The sequence below is a fragment of the Streptomyces sp. NPDC051020 genome (genome assembly GCF_040683105.1).
Lineage (GTDB): Bacteria > Actinomycetota > Actinomycetes > Streptomycetales > Streptomycetaceae > Streptomyces.
This window is the reverse complement of the sequence record NZ_JBFBCG010000010.1, coordinates 60,424-78,250: the sequence shown is the minus strand read 5'-3', so window position 1 is coordinate 78,250 and position 17,827 is coordinate 60,424. Positions and strand designations below refer to the sequence as shown.

General features: G+C 70.7%; 15 protein-coding genes. 6 read left to right on the top strand and 9 right to left on the bottom strand.

Translation table 11 applies throughout. The features are described 5' to 3' along the window. Window positions 1-192: 192 nt before the first annotated feature. The 4 genes from AB0N06_RS08160 to AB0N06_RS08145 all read right to left on the bottom strand — a co-directional run bounded on the left by AB0N06_RS08160 (window position 193) and on the right by AB0N06_RS08145 (window position 6,450). Entirely contained in the window at window positions 193-1,554 is a 1,362-nt protein-coding gene (locus AB0N06_RS08160; protein WP_366133867.1) for a DUF4407 domain-containing protein, read from the bottom strand. Next, window positions 1,544-3,292, bottom strand: coding sequence for a hypothetical protein (locus AB0N06_RS08155; RefSeq protein WP_366133866.1), 1,749 nt, complete (start codon window positions 3,290-3,292; stop codon window positions 1,544-1,546). Before AB0N06_RS08155 ends, AB0N06_RS08160 begins: the two co-directional genes overlap by 11 nt. Continuing rightward, window positions 3,289-5,496: a hypothetical protein gene (locus AB0N06_RS08150; protein WP_366133865.1), complete on the bottom strand. Its 2,208-nt coding sequence runs from the start codon at window positions 5,494-5,496 to the stop codon at window positions 3,289-3,291. Before AB0N06_RS08150 ends, AB0N06_RS08155 begins: the two co-directional genes overlap by 4 nt. 87 nt (window positions 5,497-5,583) lie before the next feature. Next, window positions 5,584-6,450 carry a hypothetical protein gene (locus AB0N06_RS08145; RefSeq protein WP_366133864.1) on the bottom strand — a complete coding sequence of 289 codons (867 nt, stop codon included), beginning with the start codon at window positions 6,448-6,450 and terminating at the stop codon, window positions 5,584-5,586. Between the two features lie 241 nt (window positions 6,451-6,691). On the opposite strand from AB0N06_RS08145, the gene AB0N06_RS08140 reads away from it, so the two are divergent. Further along, entirely contained in the window at window positions 6,692-7,246 is a 555-nt protein-coding gene (locus AB0N06_RS08140; protein ID WP_366133863.1) for a Pycsar system effector family protein, read from the top strand. Here AB0N06_RS08140 and AB0N06_RS08135 read toward each other — a convergent pair. Further along, window positions 7,226-7,930: a Crp/Fnr family transcriptional regulator gene (locus tag AB0N06_RS08135; protein WP_366133862.1), complete on the bottom strand. Its 705-nt coding sequence runs from the start codon at window positions 7,928-7,930 to the stop codon at window positions 7,226-7,228. The genes AB0N06_RS08140 and AB0N06_RS08135 overlap by 21 nt on opposite strands. 160 nt (window positions 7,931-8,090) lie before the next feature. On the opposite strand from AB0N06_RS08135, the gene AB0N06_RS08130 reads away from it, so the two are divergent. Next, window positions 8,091-9,005 (top strand): IS982 family transposase, encoded by a 915-nt coding sequence (locus tag AB0N06_RS08130; protein WP_366133861.1) that lies wholly within the window; start codon window positions 8,091-8,093, stop codon window positions 9,003-9,005. A gap of 620 nt (window positions 9,006-9,625) precedes the next feature. Here the strand turns inward: AB0N06_RS08130 and AB0N06_RS08125 are convergent. Next, window positions 9,626-11,989: a 2OG-Fe(II) oxygenase gene (locus AB0N06_RS08125; RefSeq protein ID WP_366133860.1), complete on the bottom strand. Its 2,364-nt coding sequence runs from the start codon at window positions 11,987-11,989 to the stop codon at window positions 9,626-9,628. Window positions 11,990-12,369: 380 nt separating this feature from the next. On the opposite strand from AB0N06_RS08125, the gene AB0N06_RS08120 reads away from it, so the two are divergent. The 3 genes from AB0N06_RS08120 to AB0N06_RS08110 all read left to right on the top strand — a co-directional run bounded on the left by AB0N06_RS08120 (window position 12,370) and on the right by AB0N06_RS08110 (window position 13,865). Beyond that, complete coding sequence (locus AB0N06_RS08120) at window positions 12,370-13,119, top strand: transposase (protein WP_366133859.1); 750 nt, start codon at window positions 12,370-12,372, stop codon at window positions 13,117-13,119. Window positions 13,120-13,209: 90 nt separating this feature from the next. Beyond that, window positions 13,210-13,476: a hypothetical protein gene (locus tag AB0N06_RS08115; protein ID WP_109376801.1), complete on the top strand. Its 267-nt coding sequence runs from the start codon at window positions 13,210-13,212 to the stop codon at window positions 13,474-13,476. Then, window positions 13,473-13,865 (top strand): twitching motility protein PilT, encoded by a 393-nt coding sequence (locus AB0N06_RS08110; protein ID WP_366133858.1) that lies wholly within the window; start codon window positions 13,473-13,475, stop codon window positions 13,863-13,865. Before AB0N06_RS08115 ends, AB0N06_RS08110 begins: the two co-directional genes overlap by 4 nt. A 175-nt stretch (window positions 13,866-14,040) precedes the next feature. Here the strand turns inward: AB0N06_RS08110 and ychF are convergent, their stop codons facing one another. Then, a complete protein-coding gene (ychF, locus tag AB0N06_RS08105; RefSeq protein WP_366133857.1) occupies window positions 14,041-15,129 on the bottom strand; it encodes a redox-regulated ATPase YchF in 1,089 nt (362 codons plus the stop codon). Window positions 15,130-15,420: 291 nt separating this feature from the next. On the opposite strand from ychF, the gene AB0N06_RS08100 reads away from it, so the two are divergent. Further along, on the top strand, window positions 15,421-15,903 hold the full coding sequence (locus AB0N06_RS08100; RefSeq protein WP_366133921.1) for a DUF6542 domain-containing protein: 483 nt from the start codon (window positions 15,421-15,423) through the stop codon (window positions 15,901-15,903). On the opposite strand, the gene ppgK is transcribed toward AB0N06_RS08100, so the two are convergent. Continuing rightward, window positions 15,900-16,637 carry a polyphosphate--glucose phosphotransferase gene (ppgK, locus tag AB0N06_RS08095; protein WP_366133856.1) on the bottom strand — a complete coding sequence of 246 codons (738 nt, stop codon included), beginning with the start codon at window positions 16,635-16,637 and terminating at the stop codon, window positions 15,900-15,902. The two genes, AB0N06_RS08100 and ppgK, sit on opposite strands and share 4 nt — an antisense overlap. A gap of 124 nt (window positions 16,638-16,761) precedes the next feature. Next, the gene (locus tag AB0N06_RS08090; RefSeq protein WP_366133855.1) at window positions 16,762-17,778 is read right to left on the bottom strand and encodes a 4-hydroxy-3-methylbut-2-enyl diphosphate reductase; all 1,017 of its coding nucleotides are present in this window, start codon (window positions 17,776-17,778) and stop codon (window positions 16,762-16,764) included. Window positions 17,779-17,827: the final 49 nt, after the last annotated feature.

Here is a 17,827-nt window from a genome sequence, read left to right as displayed (position 1 = left end):
CACCTAGCGTGCAGTAACGAGCTGATCACACGTTGAAGCGGAATGTCTGAGCCCCGATCCTGACCTGCGGCGGAACCCCGCCCATGGCTCTGACCAGCACTTTCTACGTTTGGTTGCGTTGGCCTCCGATGGGTGCTCACGAGCGTCCTGCGGACTGTCTGCGGACTGCCGGGTCCCCCGCAGGTCTGGGCGTCACTCGCCCAGGAGCCGGGTGGTACGGGCGTCGAGTTCCTCGCGGACTATGCGGGCGTGCTCGGCGCGCGCCTTGTAGCGGGCGTGACCCAGCCGGGCCTTGTCCTCCTCGGCCCGTACCTCGGCCGCGTACCGCCGGACCTCGTGGTCGATGGCGGCGACCTGGCGCTGCACGTCCTGGTCCTCCAGGTGGATGCGTTGGTTGGCCTTGCGCCGCTCGCCGAGCCTGCGATCGTACTCGGACGGGCCGCTCATCAGCTTGGCGAGCACCGGCATGGCGTCGACCAGGAGCAGCACGGCGTGCAGCAGGAACATCATGAAGAGCGCGAAACCGTCGGACCAGGCCACCGTGGACAGGGCGTCGGCGCGCAGCAGCAGCCCGTCGTGCTGCTGCGACTTCCCCCGCTCGGCGACCTTGGCGTCGATCGCCTTCTTGACGTCCGTGCGGTAGGCGGTGCCGGTGTTGATCAGCTGCTCGGACAGGACGTTGCCCTTGGCGACGAGTTCGGCGCGCTTCACCTCGTACTCGGCGACCTTGCTCGTCCGCTTGTACGCGCTGGTGTCGGCGCGGGCGCGCTCGCAGGTCTCGGTGGTGTCCCAGCCGTTGCCGCGCCAGATCCACCGGTCCTTGGCGCACTCGCGGCGCTCGGTGGCCAGTTTCTTGTCGAGGGCGTCGTTGTAGGTCTTGATCTGCTGGTCGAGGCGGGCGACGGCGGCGGTGTTGTCGGCAATGTCCTCCTTGATCGATGCCGGCGCGCCCTTCACCGTCAGATGGAAGTCGCCGCACTCCGCGCGGCTCGTCGTGTCCTTGCCGTCGAGGGGGTTGCAGGCGGTGAGGCTGCCCCGGAAGTCGGCGAGGTCGCGTTCCCTGGTGACCGCCATCTCCTGGCGTATCTCCCGGTCGAAGATCTGGAACAGCAGCGGCTCGGCGATCGTGAGCCCGAGCACCACGGAGAGGAACAGCCGGGGCACCAGCATGCGGACCGCCCGCCCGCCCGTGTAGCCGTGGGTGCTGGAGACCAGCCAGCTGTCCAGGGCCAGCACAATCCACGCCCACACCACGCCGACGACGACCGCCACCGCGACCGGCGTGCCCTCGCGGATCGTGCTGATCGCCATGGCCATGGAGGCCCCGCCGAGCAGCGCGGTGTTGAGGACGATGGCGCCGTACCAGGTGTAGCGGGCGCGCTCGGCGCTCTCGCGGTCGAGGATCTCCTCGCGGATGCCGATCAGACGGCGCAGGAGCGCGGCGGGGCCGCGACCGCTCCGGCGGCCGCCCCGGGGACGGTGGGCGGGCCCGGTCTCGGCCGCCCACGCGTCATAACTCCCCTCGGGCGGGCGTACCGGCGTCTCAGCGGCCACGCTCCTCCCTCCCCGCTTCACCGAGGTCGTCGTCGGCGATCAGCGGCCGGCGCGTGGGGCGGTCGGCGTCGATGTCGCCGTCGCGGTCCCAGTCGCGGTCGCGGTCGCGGTGGCGATCCCGGTCGCGGTCCCGGTCGGTGTCGCCGTCGCGAGCGGGCCGGTCGGTGCGGTCGTACCCATCGCCGTACCGGTCACCCCCGTACGGATCGTCACGCCGGCCGTCGCGCGGGGCGTACTCCCCTTTCTCGTACGACGCCTCCTCGTACGACGCCTCCTCGTCGTCTGACCGGCGGCGCTCGTTCGAGCGGTCCGGGGACGACGCGCCCTCGCCCTCCTCCAGCTGCGGGGCGTCGGCGGCGCCGGCCACCTGCGCGGCGGCGCGCGGGTCCTGGTCGAGGAGACCCTGCCCGGAACTGAGGCGCTCGACGAAGGCACGGGCGTCGAGCGGCGCGTTGTCGAGGAGGCCACGGTTGATCATCTGGCGGCCCAGCTCCTGGTTGATGCTGTCGCGCCGGTCGGCCCGGTGATGCCGCTCGGCCCGGTCAGCCAGCACGTCCTCGCGCTGCTCCGCGCGCCGCCGGAGCCGGTCTTCGCGGTCCGCGGCCCGCTGCTCGCGCTGCTCCTCCCGGGCGGCGTCGAGCGCGGCACGTTGATCCTGGCGGTCGACCTCCCGGTGCCTGTCCTCGCGCTCCAGGCTGTAGCGGAGGTCCTCCCGTTCGGCGTGGCGCCGCCGCTCGGCGTACTCCCAGTGTCGCTCCTCGTCTTCGCGCTGCCGCTCGCGCCGCAGCCGGTCGGTCTCGCGCTGCCGCTCGGCCAGCTCGGAGTACGCGATCTCGCCCCTGCGCTGGGCGAGGATGTCGGTGTTGGCCGGGTCGGTGCCGAAGTCGTCGATGTCCTTGAGCACCTCGGTGCGCTCGAACTCGTTGTCCTTGCGCTTGAGGTTCTGGGTGTAGTGCTGGTCCTCGGCGTCGGTCCGGTGGGTGTACGCCCGCCTGAGGTCCTCGAGTTCCTGCTGGTGCCGCATTTCGAGCGCCTTGCGCTCGGCGTCCATCCGCTCCAGCTCCTTCTCGCGCTCGTGCTCCATCAGCTCGCGCTCGCGGCGCACCGCCTCCTTCACGCGGTCCTGCTCGCGTTCGCGCCGCTCCTCGTCGGCACGGCGCTGCTGGGCGGCGAACTCCTCCGGGGTGAGCACCGTCAGGTACGGGTCGCCGACGGAGAGCCCGGCGATCCGCGGCGGTTCCATCTCCAGGTACGAGATCAGGCGGGCGGTCAGCCGCCGGGACACCTCCTTGCCCGCTTCGAGCGGCCATTCCTGGGTGACGTCAGTGAGTCCGGGCAGCGCTCGGAGGTAGCCGAGCAGCCGGGACTCCACGTCGGTGACGCCCTCGCGGACCACGGCCACGGGGTCGGTGACCGTGCAGTGGAAGGCGACCTGGACGGTGAAGCCGTCGGTCTCAGCGGACGGCACGTCGGTGCCGACGGTGACGAGCACGGCGGTACGGCAGTCGACGACCGTGACCGAGCCGGCGTTCAGGACGGCCTCGTCCTGGGGCCCGCGGACGCCGTGGTCGGTGAGGTACTGGTCGCCGGTGCGGTAGACGAGCACCTGGTGGGCGGCGACGCGGGGCAGCTCGTCGTGGGAGCGGGTCGGCCGGTTCCAGAAGCGGCGACCAGTGCGGGGCGCGGGGGCGAGCACGCGCTCCTCGACCAGGGGATAGGTCCTGCGGATCGTGGTCATCGTGGGTGACTGTCCTTCACACAGTTCAGGGCGCCGAGCAGGATCGCGATGTAGTCGGGACCCGTGGCGCGAGCGGGACGGGAGACCGCGAGTCGGCCCAACTCACTTGCCAGCAAGGGGTTTTCGACCTGCGGAAGCGCGGCGGCGAGGGCGTGACCGAGTCGCGCGGCCGCCGCGGTGGGGTCGGAGGTCACGGCGGGCAGGGCACGGGCCGTGACGAGCAGAGCGGACAGGGCGTTCCGGCGCAGCGGCCGGTAGCAGAGGATCGCCGCCCACAGCTCGGCGACGACGTCGGCCTCCTTGGGCCGGTCGGCGACGTATCGTGCGACGGCGGGGCGGCCCGAGAGCCGCTCGGTGGCGGTGAAGACCCACAGGGTGGTTTCAAGAACGAGCAGGCCGGTCGCCGAGTAGGCGGCGGACCGGGTGCGCTGTTCCTTCCTGATCTGGTGCGCCAGGGCGTCGAGCACGATGCTGGCGTCCTCCTGGCAGTCGACGAGCGTCAGGAACAGCTGCACCCACGCCTGCAGCCCGAGTTCGCGCTCCTCCCGCTTGTCGAGCACGCCGCTGCGGAGCACCGCCCAGATCCACTTCACCGCGTCGGTGGGAAAGGTGACGCCGAGCTGGCCGCTGAAGGCGTCGAGCGCGGTGCCCCGCAGGGCGGGGTGGGTGGACTGCGCCCAGGTGCGGGCCAGCGTGAGCGCGGCGGCCGCCTGGGTCTCCTCCAGGCACATGTACCACAGCACGTACACCGCGAGGGTCTGCCCGATCTCGCCGCTCTCCCCGCGCGCCCACGGATCAAGGTAGCTCTGCACGACCTCGTCGAAGGCGATGTGCCCGAGCAGTGTGAGTCCGGAGGCGATGGAGAGCTGGAGGACGGGGTCGGGGTCGGCGTCGACGACCGCCCCCAGCCAGTGGCGGACCGCGTCCCAGTACTCGGTGGGGTGATCGCGCCACAGCGCCTGCAGCACCCAGCGGCGCAGCTCGGCGTCGGCGAAGACCATGACCTCACGGGTGGTCGCGCCATAGATCTGCATCTCGGTGGTGATCAGGGTGTTGCGGGCGAGTGAGCGGCGCCGGTCCACCGGGCGGGCGCGGCAGCGCTGCTGCGGGTCCTGGCCGTTCGGGGTGGCGGCCTGCCCCGTGGTGTCAGGGGCTGCGCTGTCGGCAGAGGCCGGCGCGGCCTCCGGCGTGAAATAGACGGGTTCGAGGAGCCGCTCGAGAAGTTCCTGGAGCGATTCGAAGGCGCGCCGTCCGATGCCGGGAGCGAAGGCGAGGGTGGTGACCTCGGCGATCTCGCGCAGGCTCCGCTCCTCCTCTACGCCGAACCACTCCTGGACCGCCTGCGGCGCGCTGCCGCTGTGCTCCTTCCACGCCTGGTCGGGGTTGGCGCCCGCCGCGATCCGCTGCGCCGCATCGGCGACGACCGCGATGGGGCAGTGGGGCGGGATGCCGGCCACGGCCCGGTCGACGGTCTCCTGCGGGGTACGGGCCTGGACCAGCCGGGCCCGAACCACCTTGTCCAGGGCCGGGGGCCGCCACGGCAGATGGCGTACGGCCTCCGGGGGGCGCCCGGCCACGCCGTGCACGGTGGTGATCACCAGATGGGCGCGGTGGTGGCGCAGCTGGTCGCGCACCCGGCGCCAGTCGAAGTCCGAGGACGGACCGGCGGCACCTCCGGCGGTCCCAGCGGTCCCGGTGCGGTCGAGGACGACATAGCCGACGCCCGCGTCGAAGGTGCGCTCCGCGAGCTGGTCGAGGCCGATGTCGGGTGAGAGCACCACGTAGTCGGCGGAGGGTCCGACGGTCTCCCGGAGCAGGGCGACCGCGCCGGAGCGCTTGCCCGTGCCCTGGGGGCCGGTCAGGACGACGACGCCGGTACGGGACAGCTCGCGGGCCGCGTCGTCGAAGCAGTCGGGGCGGATGTACGAGCGCAGCAGCGCGTCGATCTCGTCGCCTTCGAGGAGGCCGGTGGCGCGGGCCCGCCCGGACCGCTCGGTGGCGGTGGCGATGCCGAAGTGGGCGCGGCCGTGGTACTGAGGGCCGTAGAAGTTGTTGTAGACGCGGTAGTCGCCGTCGGAGGAACCGGCTCCGGAGTTCGCTCCGGAGGAGGACGCGGGCGTGGACGGGGTCGTGGGCGACTCGGGGGCGGGGCGGGGATCGGCGGTTTTCGCCTCATCGGTCAACTGTCGGGGCTCGCCGGACACGCCGCCTCCTTCCCCACCGCTTCCGTGACTCTCCGTCGGCCGATCCGTGGACCTCACGTGTGCACCCCGTCACCCCGTCCACTCCGCTCACTTGGAGATGCCGAAGACGACGTTCCCGTTGATGACGGTTCCGTACAGGTTGTTGGTGGCGGAGTCGCCTCCGCTCGCAGCGGGCGCTGCGGGCGCTGCGGGCGCTGCGGGCGCTGCGGGCGCTGCGGGCGCTGCGGGCTCACCGGAGCCCGCAGCGGAACCAGAACCGGAGCCGGAGCCGGAGTCCGCGCCGGAACTGGAGTTGACATCGCCGAGGTCCAGAGCGTGGACGTCGTACCCCGGCACCCACAGCCAGGCTCGGCCCCGGTACTCCTTTTTCTCAACGACGACCTCGCGGAACTCCTCCGGCCGGAAGTTGGTGTACCCCTGGGCGACGAGCTCCGTGAAGACCGGCGCGGTCAGCGCGACGGCGAGCCCGGCGTCCGGGGCCTCGGCGAGGGCCCGGTGTAGGTGGTCGCTCTCCAGGATGCGGGAGACCTCGACAGGCCCGGGGCCCACGAAGCCATTCGGGGCCTCGGAGGCCGGACCGAAGTGCACGGCGGCGCGCAGCGCGAGCCGCGCGCCGGGCACCCGGTCGCGGTTGTGGGCGCGCAACCCGGCGTCCAGCCGGCGCATGAACGGTTCGACGAGCGCCTGCTCGTCGGAACCGGCCGGGAGCACGGCGAACTCGGAGTCTCCGGCAGGCTGCCGTACCCAGGAGGCGCGGTCCAGCCCGGCCGCCTCGGCCGCCTCGGAGAGGAGCCGGGGCAATACTGTCTGAATCTCGCGCTGTCGCGCGGTGTCCGCGCTGCCGTATCCTCGCGCGTCGATGGCGAGCAGAAGCCGCCTGTCGAACACGCCCATCGCACCTACGGACATCTCGTCCTCCTCGTCCGTCACATCGGGAAGGACAGCATGCCGCACCTCCAACTCACTTGCGAATCAGGAGAGTTAGAAGGTGCAAGGCGATGCGGCATGCTGCTCCCGGACCGTTGCCCACCCCCGTGGAGCACCGGTCGCCCTGCCAGTCGTACACCGGAACCGGGCACCCGCACCCCGTGGAAGTATGGGATCTCGCGCAGTCGCCCAATCCCGTAGAAGTGCCTGGTCCGCCCGGCGCGTCGGCGGCTCAATGGAAGTCCATCCGAGCCGCGTTGGAGGTTCCGTGACATCCTCCCCACCCACTGCACCCACGGCGGCGCCCGCCCCCTCCGAGGGTGCGCTCGTCCCCACCTCGCACACGATGCTGCCCGTCCTGCAGACGGCGCACCAGCACGCCGACGCCAAGGCCGGCATCCTCTCCGCCGTGCAGGCGGCGCTCGTGGGGACAGCAGGCGCGTGGAGCGAGGCGGCGCTCGACGGCTGGCGGCGCGGCGGCCCGCTCGGCTGGATGGCGGGGGTGCTGCTGATCCTCTTCGCCTGCGGCCTCTTCGGCGGCGCGGCCTCGCTCGCGCTGGCGCTCCGGCCGCGCGTCTGGCGGCCCACCGGCCCCAACGACTACAGCTTCGTCCGGCTGGCCGCCGCCTCCGACCCGTCGCCGCCCACCACTCCCGTACCCACGCCGTCCGACGAGGACGAGCGGCAGCTGCGCGCGATGATCCGCTTCCTCTCCGACGTGGCCCTGCGGAAGTACCGCTGTGTGACGGCCGCCGTGGTGTGCACCGCGGTGATGGGAACCACCGCCGGGCTCTGTCTGCTGCTACGGCCGCTCCTCGGCTGACCTCCGGGGCCGGCGCGGGGCGGGCGGCACCACGAGCTCGGCCAGTTCGGCCACCCGGGCGAGCCGGGCGAGGTCGTGCACGGTGGTCGTCCGGTATCCGGTGCCGAGCAGCCCCTCGTCCCGTAGCTCGCGCAACCCCTTGTGCACGGTGGTCTCGGCGGCGCCGGTGAGCGCGGCGAGTTCGGGCTGGGTGAGCTGGAAGCCGATCACATGACCACCGCCCGACTCGGGCCGCCCGTACGCCACGGCGAGCTCCACCAGAAGCCGGGCGAGGCGCACCTTGACCGGATAGCCCCGGAACTCGAGCCGCCGCCGGTTGGCCCAGCGCAGCCGGTCGGCCACGATTCGGGTCAGCGCCATCGCCACCTCGGGCCGCCGCACCATGAGCCCGTGCAGGGCCCCGGGTCCGATCACCCGCGCCCGCAACGGCCCACAGGCCACCACCCCAGCCGACCGCGGCGCGCCGTCGAGCGCGGCCATCTCTCCCACACTGTCACCCCCGACCCGGACGGCGAGCAGCGACTCCTGCCCGTTCTCCACAGTCGCGGTGACCTTGGCGAACCCGCCGAGAATCACGTACAGATGCCGATCCGTGGCGCCCTCGGTGAGCAGCACACCCCCGGACCCGAGCGTCAACTCCGACCCCAACCCCAGCAATTCGGCCCGCGCGGGAGCGGACAACACCCCGAGTAGACTCCGACTCGGCCATCCCCACTCCCCACCCGGCCCCACGCCCACCCCTCCACCTCTCCACACCGACATCCGCCGCCGCCCGCCCAGGCTAGGATGATCGATTCCAAGGGCTCGCCTGCGCGCATAGGAGGAGGGAGTCCAACGTCAGTGTGTGAAGACAGAGTTGGACTCCCTCGCGACCGCACTCTATGTGAAGACCGACGACCTGTTGAAGGATTCGCCGCAGTTTGCCCCGTGGCGGCCGGCCGTGGGCATTGCACCGCAGCTCAGCGACGCCGAGCTGGTGACTTTGGCGATGATGCAGGCCATGCTCGGCTTCACCTCCGAGGCCCGGTGGCTGCGGCACGCCCGCGCCCACCTGCGGCACCTGTTCCCCTACCTGCCTCAGCAACCCGGCTACAACAAGCGGCTGCGCAAGGCCGCCGAGCTCATCCGGCGCGTCACCCGCGCGCTGGCCGTCGACACCACGTTGTGGACCGACGACGTGTGGGTGGTGGACTCCACGCCCGTCGAGTGCGGGCGCTCCCGCGAGACCGTCAAACGCTCCGACCTGGCCGGATGGGCCCAGTACGGCTACTGCGCCAGCCACAGCCGGTTCTTCTGGGGACTGCGGCTGCACCTGGTGTGCACCCTGCGCGGCCTGCCCGTCGCCTTCGCCCTGACCGGCGCCAAGGCAGACGAACGCGAGACCCTGCTGGACCTGCTCGCCGTCGAACCCCAGCTCACCGCCGGCCGCCCGGGCCAGACACTGATCGGCGACAAGAACTACTTCGGCCGCGAGTTCGAGCAGCAGCTGGCCGAGCTGGACATCCGGCTGCTGCGGCCGGCCCGTAAAGGTGAAGCCGAACGGGCCGGATCACAGCTGTTCAAGCCGCTGCGGCAAGTCATCGAATCGATCAACGAGACCTTCAAGGGCCAGCTCGACCTCGAACGCCACCGCGGTCGCACACCCGCAGGCGTGGCGGTCCGCGTCCTGCAACGCATCCTCGCACTCACCGCCGCCATCTGGCACAACGACCACACCGGCCGGCCGGTCCTGCGCGCACTGACCGCCTACGACCACTAAACCCCTTGGAATCGATCAACTAGTCTTCCCGGCAGCCGCGTTGGACGCTCTGCTCGGCATCAGCCGGCCACCCACCGAGAGGGACACCTGCTCGCGTACGAGTTCCACCTCGACTGGGAGGAGCGCCTCCGTGGGGTGATTGAGCACTTGGACAAGGCGGCTGTAGCCAGCTTTTGGCGAGTACTCTCCGCCTCCGCCACCCTGGCCGCCGCTCACGATCCGCACGTCTGAGAATGACTCCCCTACGCACTGATCATCTCGGTAGGCTGCGGTGACTGACGGCCAAGTTGCCGCAGCGTTGCGCTGCACGTTGGAGTTCTGCGGACTGCTGCGGACAGCGAAGCGGGCTGACCTACATCGTCGCAGGTCAGCCCGCCTCCGGGTATGCGGTCACACGTTGAAGCGGAATGCCTGAGGGCCGAGCCTGACCTGCGGCGGAGTCCAAACCAGGGCGCTGACCTGCGGTTTCGCCGTTTGGTTGCGTTGGCCTCCGACGGACGTTTACGAGCGTCCTGCGGACTGTGTGCGGACTGGCTGGTCCTCCACCTGCCTGGAAATACATGGCGGATCCGCCGGCAGACGCCTGCGTGCTCGCGCCCTCCCCACCTTTGCCTTCCGGCCTACGCCCAGGTCGCCTTCAGCCAGGTCAGGTCCGTGCCCGCAGTGCGCCGAGTCTGCCGCTCGCGCGTGAACAGTGCATCGGTCTTGGTCAGGACAAGCGTGTACGGGCGGCCCTGGCGCCGGGTCGAGTGGCTCACCGGAAGGCCCGCCAGGTCGATGGCACTGTGCACGTGCCGCCGTCCGTCCTTGGCCAGCGGCCACTCCCGAACCCGCTCGGTGGAGGAAGCGAGGAACGCGGCCAACGTGTCGCACAGCTCGCACCCGCCCGCGTGCGTCCGCCCTCTCCCGGCGACGGGCCCACGGCCCGCCCAGGTGATCGACCAGTCGCCCTCGGCGCGCTGCGGGGTGGCGAGGAACGCCTCGAGACGCCCGACGCAGTCCCGCGCGAGCAACGCGACCCCCGCCGCCCCGCGCACTTGTGCCGGCAGCTTCGCCGCCGCGCGCAGGGCCGGGACCACGCACTCCAGGACGGTGTCCGGGTATCCGCGCAGCGCCTGCGCAATCGCGGCCCGCCGCTCGTCCTCGGCCGCCTGCCAGACGCGCGCCAAGGGCAGGCCGAGTTCGGCCAGGCGCGGCCCGCGCTCCTCGGCCCGCGCCCGGGCGCACCACGGGCCCAGCTCTTCCTCCAGCCAGCGCCAGGCAGCGTCCGCGAACAGCCGCGCCGTGTACGAGTCCCCAGCGGCGCGCAGTGCGTCGCACAGCTGGGGCAAGCCCTGCACCCACTCTCCACGGTCGGCCCCGGACACGCGCCAGACGCGCTGTGCGGGGAACCATCCCCCGACGAGTTCGCGTGTCCACTTTCTGCCGTACGCCCCGGCCACCGCGGCCAGCGCATCCGCGTGGTCCGGAGTGAGCGCCTCCGCGCGAAACGGCTCCAGCAGCATCGCCGCCGTCCCGGGCACGCCCAGGCCGGCCGCGACCTCAAGGGCCGTACCCAGCGCTTCGGCCCGCGGCGCGGTCTGCGGCCAGAACGACGCCAGCGAGGCCGCATCGGCCCGGACCCTGTCCAGCTCCCCAGCCGCGATCCGGTCGCGCAGCTCGGCCAGCGCGCCTTCGGATCCGGCCTCGGCCCGGGCCGCGAACGCCCGCTCGCGCGGCCACAGCAGGACCGCGGAACGTCGGTACCAACGGTCAAGGGTGTTGCCGTAGTTACCCATGTAGCCCTCGTACTCCGACCGGAAGGGCTCCAGGTTCTTGTTCGGCGTGGAGGCACACCGCTCCTCGTAGGAGACGGGCAGACAGATCGCCTCGCCGCCCCCGCCGCCCGGCCGGGTCCACCAGCCGAGAGTGATCTCGTCGTCGATCAGGTCGTTGAGCTCGTAGTCCGCATAGTCGTCGTGGGCGCCGCTCCCGGTGCCGGGGGCCAGGTCCTCCTCGTCCTCCTCGTCATAGGAGTCGTCGTAGTAGTCGCGGTCCCACGGGTCACCGCCGCCGGGCGGGTAGGCGTCCCAGGTTTCCTTCACCTCGGCAAGCGCGAGCACCGCCTCGCAGCCGGCCCGCGCCGCGGCGGCACGCAGCAGCGCGGCGCGCTCGGCGTCCGCACCCTTGAGGCGGCTCCAGGACAGTCCGCGCTGGGTGTACTCGTGGTCGAGCAGGTAGACCAGCCGGTTGGGCGGAGGCAGTTCCCGGCCTCCCCAGCGCGGGAGGGCCGGCTCGGCGAAGTGTTCGGTCAGGCAATCCGCGAGGTCGGCGACCGGGCCGACGTCCCCGGACGCGTCCTCGTCCTCGGCTTCGGCGAGCAGATTGAAGGTGAGGGTCACCCGATAGCCCGACTTCACCGGCTTGACCTCGTGCCGGCAGTCGGCGTAGAAGGCGACGAAGGTCAGCCGCTCCTTCGACGCCTGGTAGACCCTGCTCTCACCGCCGTGCTCCACCACCAATTCGCCGCCGGTGTGCGCCGAAGGCAGCGACACCACCAGCGTGCCCACCATCGCGTCGTCCTTCTCGGAGTCCTGGTGGGGGAGGAAGAACTGGCCCTTGCCGTACACGAGGAGCGCGTGCGGCTCTGCCCGCAGCCGGGTCTTCGCCGACAGCCCGAGCTCGTCACGGAAGTACTCCAGGGCGGCGTCCAGCATCGGCACCCACCCTGTCCCGCCCAGCTCGAACCGGTCCGGAGCGATCTCCCAGGTGTCGCGGACACCGGGGTCGCTCAACGTCTCCTCACCACGCCCGAACTTCGCCGGCCGCGCCACCTCGATCAGCTTCTTCGTACGCGGCGCGCGCAGCGGAAGCGCCACCGGCCCAACACCCTCCACGTCCAGCCGGAGCGCGTCGGCCGGCGCGTTCATCCGGGCGGCGAACGAGCCGCCCGGGTCCGAGCCACCGAGCAGTCGCGCCAGCCGCTCCCGTGCCGAGATCGCCATGCCCCGTCCCCTTTTCACGTCCACGCCCCGCTTCGTGCCACCGGGGGACACCCCGGCTTCCCTGACCATCGTAGTGACAGCGGGCACCGCTCCCGCGCGAACGACCGACCGTCGGCACCGTGCTGGTCCTGCTCGATGGCGCGTCTGCGACTGCTCCCCTTGAAGCTCGGACCAGGCACATCAGCAATGACTTTCCGTTACCACCGCATGTGAGACATGGCCGTTAAATTGACACACCCGAACCCCTCGACTTTCGACGTTTTCGCTGATCGTCGTGTGGGTCGCTCGGTGGGGTGATGTGGGGGCGTCTGGGCCCGCGGGCCGGAGACAGCAGAGAAGCATCGGCGGTGCTTACGCCACCTCCGAGGAGGGACCCGCCGATGCTTCCGGATCCGACCGTACCCACTTCGCTGCTCGCTGTCCTGGAGTTGGTCGGGGGCAGCTTCACGACGCCGACGTTCCGTACGTTCGTCGCGCTGGTCACCGGGCTGACCGCGCAGACCGGCAGGGGGACGGTGACCGGGATGCTCAGCGGCGCCGGCTTGACGCGGCTCTGGTCGCATGACCGGGCGCACGCGTTCTTCTCCCGGGCCCGCTGGAACCCTGACATCCTGGGCATCTCCCTGTCCCACCTGATCGTGCGCCGGCTGCTGCCCGAGGGCGCGGTGCTGACGGTGGCGGTGGACGACACACTGTTCAAGCGGCGCGGGAAGAAGGTATTCGGTGCGGCCTGGCAGCGCGACGGCGCCGCGACGGGGCCCAAGCCGGTCGGGCGCGGGACCTGCTTCGTCGTGGTCGGCCTGGTCGTCGAACTGCCCATGCTGGAGCGGCCGGTGTGCCTGCCGGTGATGGCCCGGCCGTGGCGCCCGAAACAGAAGAAGTCCAAGGTCGACATCGCCGCCTCGATGCTCCGCTTCCTGGCTGCCTGCCACCACGGCCGGCGCCTGCACGTCGTCGCGGACGCCGCTTACCACGGCAAATCCCTGCGCGATCTGCCCCGCAACGTCACCTTCACCACCCGCCTGTCGGCCACCGCCGTCCTCTACGACCTCGCCCCACCCCGCACCGGAAAGCGCGGCCGCCCCGCCCTCAAGGGGACCCGGTTGCATGGCGCTGGTCGATCGAGGTGACCTTCGCCGAAGCCCGCCACCTGCTCGGCGTCGGCCAGGCCCCCTCGAAACCCGCCCCACATCGACGCCATACAGGGGTATGGTGTTGGTATGGCTACCAAGAAGGTGACGATCACCCTCGATGAATCCTTGGTCGCGGCCCTGGCGGGCGCCGCCGAGGAAGAAGGCATCCCGCTGTCCCGGCTCGTCGCCGGAGCAGCTGAGCGAGAGTTGCGGCTGCGAGCCGGACGGGCCGTGGTCCAGGAGTGGCAGGCGGAGCACGGAGGCTTCACCCCCGAAGAGCTCGCCGCCGCCCGCTCCGAGATGGCCGACGCCGACGCCGAGTACCTCAGCAGCTCGAGGGCCTCGGCCGCGTGAACATCCCCTACCTGTACGACGCCGGTGCGCTCATCGCCATCGACAACGGCGACCGGCACATGTGGGCCCGCCACCATCTGGCTCTGGAGGACGGCCGGGACATCCACGTCCCCTCTGTCGTCGTGAGCCAAGCGTGGCGGGACGCCCGGCGCCAGGTCCGGCTCGGCAAGTTCCTCGCCGGATGCGATGTCGCGCCCGTGGGCCTGGAGACCGCCAAGGCTGCGGGCATCCTGTGCGGCAAGGCAGGCACTGCCGACGTCGTCGACGCCACCGTCGTCGTCATGGCCGCCACCCTCGGCGCCATCATCTGGACCTCCGACCCGGACGACGTCCGCACCCTCATCGACGCCCAGGACATCAAGCCCGCCCCCGTCATCCGCACCGTCTGACCTCCCGTGATCCCCGGCCGACACCCTGCCAGAGGGTCAGCACCAAGTCAGCACACGACCCGGAAACGGCCCGAATCCGCAGGAGAAAACAGGAAGGGCCAGACCCGAAGATCTGGCCCCTGACCTGGGGTTTCCTACCCCGACCAGCCACTTCCGGCGATCAAGGAATCAGGCGCTACACATTGAAGCGGAACTCCACCACGTCGCCGTCCTGCATCACGTACTCCTTGCCCTCCATGCGGGCCTTGCCCTTCGCGCGGGCTTCGGCGACCGAGCCCGTCTCGACCAGGTCCTCGAAGGAGATGATCTCCGCCTTGATGAAGCCCTTCTGGAAGTCGGTGTGGATGACACCGGCCGCCTCGGGGGCCGTGGCCCCCTTCTTGATCGTCCAGGCGCGGGCTTCCTTCGGACCTGCCGTGAGGTAGGTCTGGAGGCCCAGGGTGTCGAAGCCGACGCGGCCGAGGGTGGCCAGGCCGGGCTCGTCCTGGCCCATGGACTGGAGGAGTTCGAGGGCCTCGTCGTCGTCGAGTTCGATGAGCTCGGACTCGATCTTGGCGTTGAGGAAGATCGCCTCGGCGGGGGCGACCAGGGCGCGCTGATCGTTCTTGAAGTCCTCGTCGACCAGCTCGTCCTCGTCGACGTTGAAGACGTAGAGGAAGGGCTTGGTGGTGAGGAGGTGCAGCTCGTGGAGGAGCTTGCCCTTCTCGGTGCCTGCCGTGATGCCCGCGTGGAAGAGGGTCTGGCCGGACTCCAGGATCTTCTGGGCCTCCTCGACCGCGGCGAGGACCGCGACCTTCTCCTTCTGGAGGCGGGACTCCTTGGTGAGGCGCGGGACGGCCTTCTCGACGGACTGGAGGTCGGCGAGGATCAGCTCGGTGTGGATCGTCTCGATGTCGTCCTTGGGCGAGACCTTGCCGTCGACGTGGACGACGTTCTCGTCCTTGAAGGCACGGATGACCTGGCAGATCGCGTCGGACTCGCGGATGTTCGCGAGGAACTTATTACCGAGGCCCTCGCCCTCGCTCGCGCCGCGCACGATGCCGGCGATGTCCACGAAGTCGACGGTGGCCGGGAGCAGCTTCTGGGAGTTGAAGATCTCCGCGAGCTTGTTCAGACGCGCGTCGGGGACGCCGACCACGCCGACGTTCGGCTCGATCGTGGCGAACGGGTAGTTGGCCGCCAGCACGTCGTTCTTGGTCAGGGCGTTGAACAGGGTCGACTTGCCGACATTCGGCAGACCGACGATTCCGATCGTGAGCGACACGTTGGCGACTTCCTGCAGTAAGGATGGATGGGCCGATTCTCCAGTTTACGGGCGGGGGCAAGCGGGTAGTCACAGGTCTGGCGCGAGGGCGATCCGGTTCCCGTTCGGCCATGTGGCATCGAACTCATCGCCAAGGTCACCCAAAGGGCGTGTCCCACGCGTCTGTCCTCCCGCTTCGCGACCTACGTTGTCCCGGTGGAGCAGCCCAGAACACGTCCCCCTCGGCACCGGCAGTCGTCGCAGCAGTTCCCGCAGGGCACCCTCGACGAGGCCGACACCGTCTATCGGGCTGTGGGCTCGCCCGGCCCGCGGGCACGCCCGGTGCCGCCCGCCGTGCTCGCGCTGCGCCGGCTGCCCAGTCCTCGGCTCACCGGCATCGGTGCCGCCTTGTTCGCCGCCGCCGCCATGTTCTCGCTGGCGTGCCTCGACTGGCTGCTGTTCGACGGTTCACCGGTGGTGTACGGGGTGCTGTTCCTGCCGGTCAGCGCGCTGACCGCACTGTGGGTACGGCCGGCCGACCTGGTGACCGCACCGATCAGCGTGCCGATCGCGTTCGCCCTCGGTGTGATTCCGATCTCCGGCGGCACGGGCGGCTTCGGCGGGCAGGCGATGGCGGTCGTCACCGCGCTCGCCGTCCATGCCGGCTGGCTGTACGGCGGCACGCTCGTCGCGGGGCTCATCGCCACCGTGCGCAAGGTCCGGCTGATGCGGCAGCGCCGGCGGCGGATGCTGCTGGCCGCGCGGGCGGCGCGGACCCGGCGTCCGAAGGGTTAGCTGTCTGCCGCGGCCATGGCCGCGCCGACGATGCCCGCGTTGTTCTGCAGCTCCGCGGGGATCATCTCGGCCCGGACGTGGTCGATCAGCGGCAGGAACCTGTCCGCCTTGCGGCTGACTCCGCCGCCGATGATGAAGAGCTCGGGCGAGAACAGCATCTCCACGTGGGTCAGGTACCTCTGCACCCGGTGCGCCCAGTGGTGCCAGCTCAGGTCCTCGTCCTCCTTGGCCTTCGTGGAGGCGTGCTTCTCGGCGTCGTGTCCGTTCAGCTCCAGATGGCCGAGTTCGGTGTTGGGCACGAGCTGCCCGTCGATGAAGACAGCGCTGCCGATCCCCGTACCGAACGTCAGCATGATCACGGTCCCCTTGCGGCCGCGCCCGGCGCCGAACGCCATCTCGGCGATTCCCGCCGCGTCGGCGTCGTTGAGGACGGTCACCGGAAGGCTCAGCTTGTTGCTGAGGAGGGTGCGGGCGTCGGTGTCGATCCAGCCCTTGTCGACATTGGCCGCTGTGCGGGTGACACCGCCGGTGACAACGCCCGGGAAGGTGATGCCGACCGGTCCCGACCAGCCGAAGTGGCCGACCACCTCGGCCACGCTGTCGGCCACGTCCTCGGGCGTGGCCGGCTGCGGTGTCAGTACTTTGTGGCGCTCCTGCGCCAGGTCTCCGCGGTCCAGGTCCACGGGAGCACCCTTGATCCCGGATCCGCCGATGTCCACGCCGAAGATCTGCATGCGACCCACGGTACGGGCCCGCGCCGCGCCGCGCCCCACTTCCCGGGGCACGGACCCGCGTCCCCGGGGCCTCCTACGGTCTCCCCCGCGATCGAGAGCCCACTCCCTGTCGCGGGGGAAGCCGTTACTTCGCGGAGAGTGCTTCGGCCTCTGCGCGCAGGTCCCGGCGGAGCTCCTTGGGCAGCGAGAAGGTGATCGACTCCTCGGCCGTCTTCACCGTCTCCACGTCTGCGTAGCCACGCTCGGCCAGCCACTCCAGGACGCCGTCAACCAGCACGTCGGGGACGGAGGCGCCGGAGGTGAGGCCGACCGTGGTGACGCCCTCCAGCCAGGCCTCGTCGATCTCGTGCGCGAAGTCCACCAGATGGGCGGCGGGGGCACCCGCGTCGAGGGCGACCTCGACCATGCGGATCGAGTTCGAGGAGTTCTTGGAGCCGACGACGATGACCAGCTCGGCGTCCTCGGCCAGCTTCTTCACCGCGATCTGGCGGTTCTGCGTGGCGTAGCAGATGTCGTCGCTCGGCGGCGAGAGGAGCTGGGGGAATTTCTCCTTCAGCGCGTCCACCGTCTCCATCGTCTCGTCGACCGAGAGCGTGGTCTGGGAGAGCCAGACGACCTTCGACTCGTCGCGCACGGAGACATGGGCGACGTCCTCGGGGCCGTCGACCAGGGTGATGTGGTCGGGCGCCTCGCCACTCGTGCCGATGACTTCCTCGTGGCCCTCGTGGCCGATCAGGAGGATGTCGTAGTCCTCCTTGGCGAACCGGACCGCTTCCTTGTGGACCTTGGTGACCAGCGGGCACGTCGCGTCGATCGTGGCGAGCCCCCGCTCGGCGGCCTCGGCGTGGACGGTCGGTGCGACGCCGTGCGCGGAGAACATCACGATGGAGCCCTCGGGGACCTCCGCGGTGACGTCGACGAAGATCGCGCCCTTTTTCTCCAGCGTCTGCACGACGTACTTGTTGTGCACGATCTCGTGGCGGACGTAGATCGGGGCCCCGTACTGCTCCAGGGCCTTCTCGACGGCGATCACGGCACGGTCCACGCCCGCGCAGTAGCCACGGGGCGCGGCGAGCAGGACGCGGCGCGTGGCGCCCGCACTCGGGTCGGTGGCGGGTGACGGGCTGGGCGTAGCAGTCATGCGTCCCATCGTAAGGCCGTGCCGAACAGGCGCGGGATCAGCTGGGTCG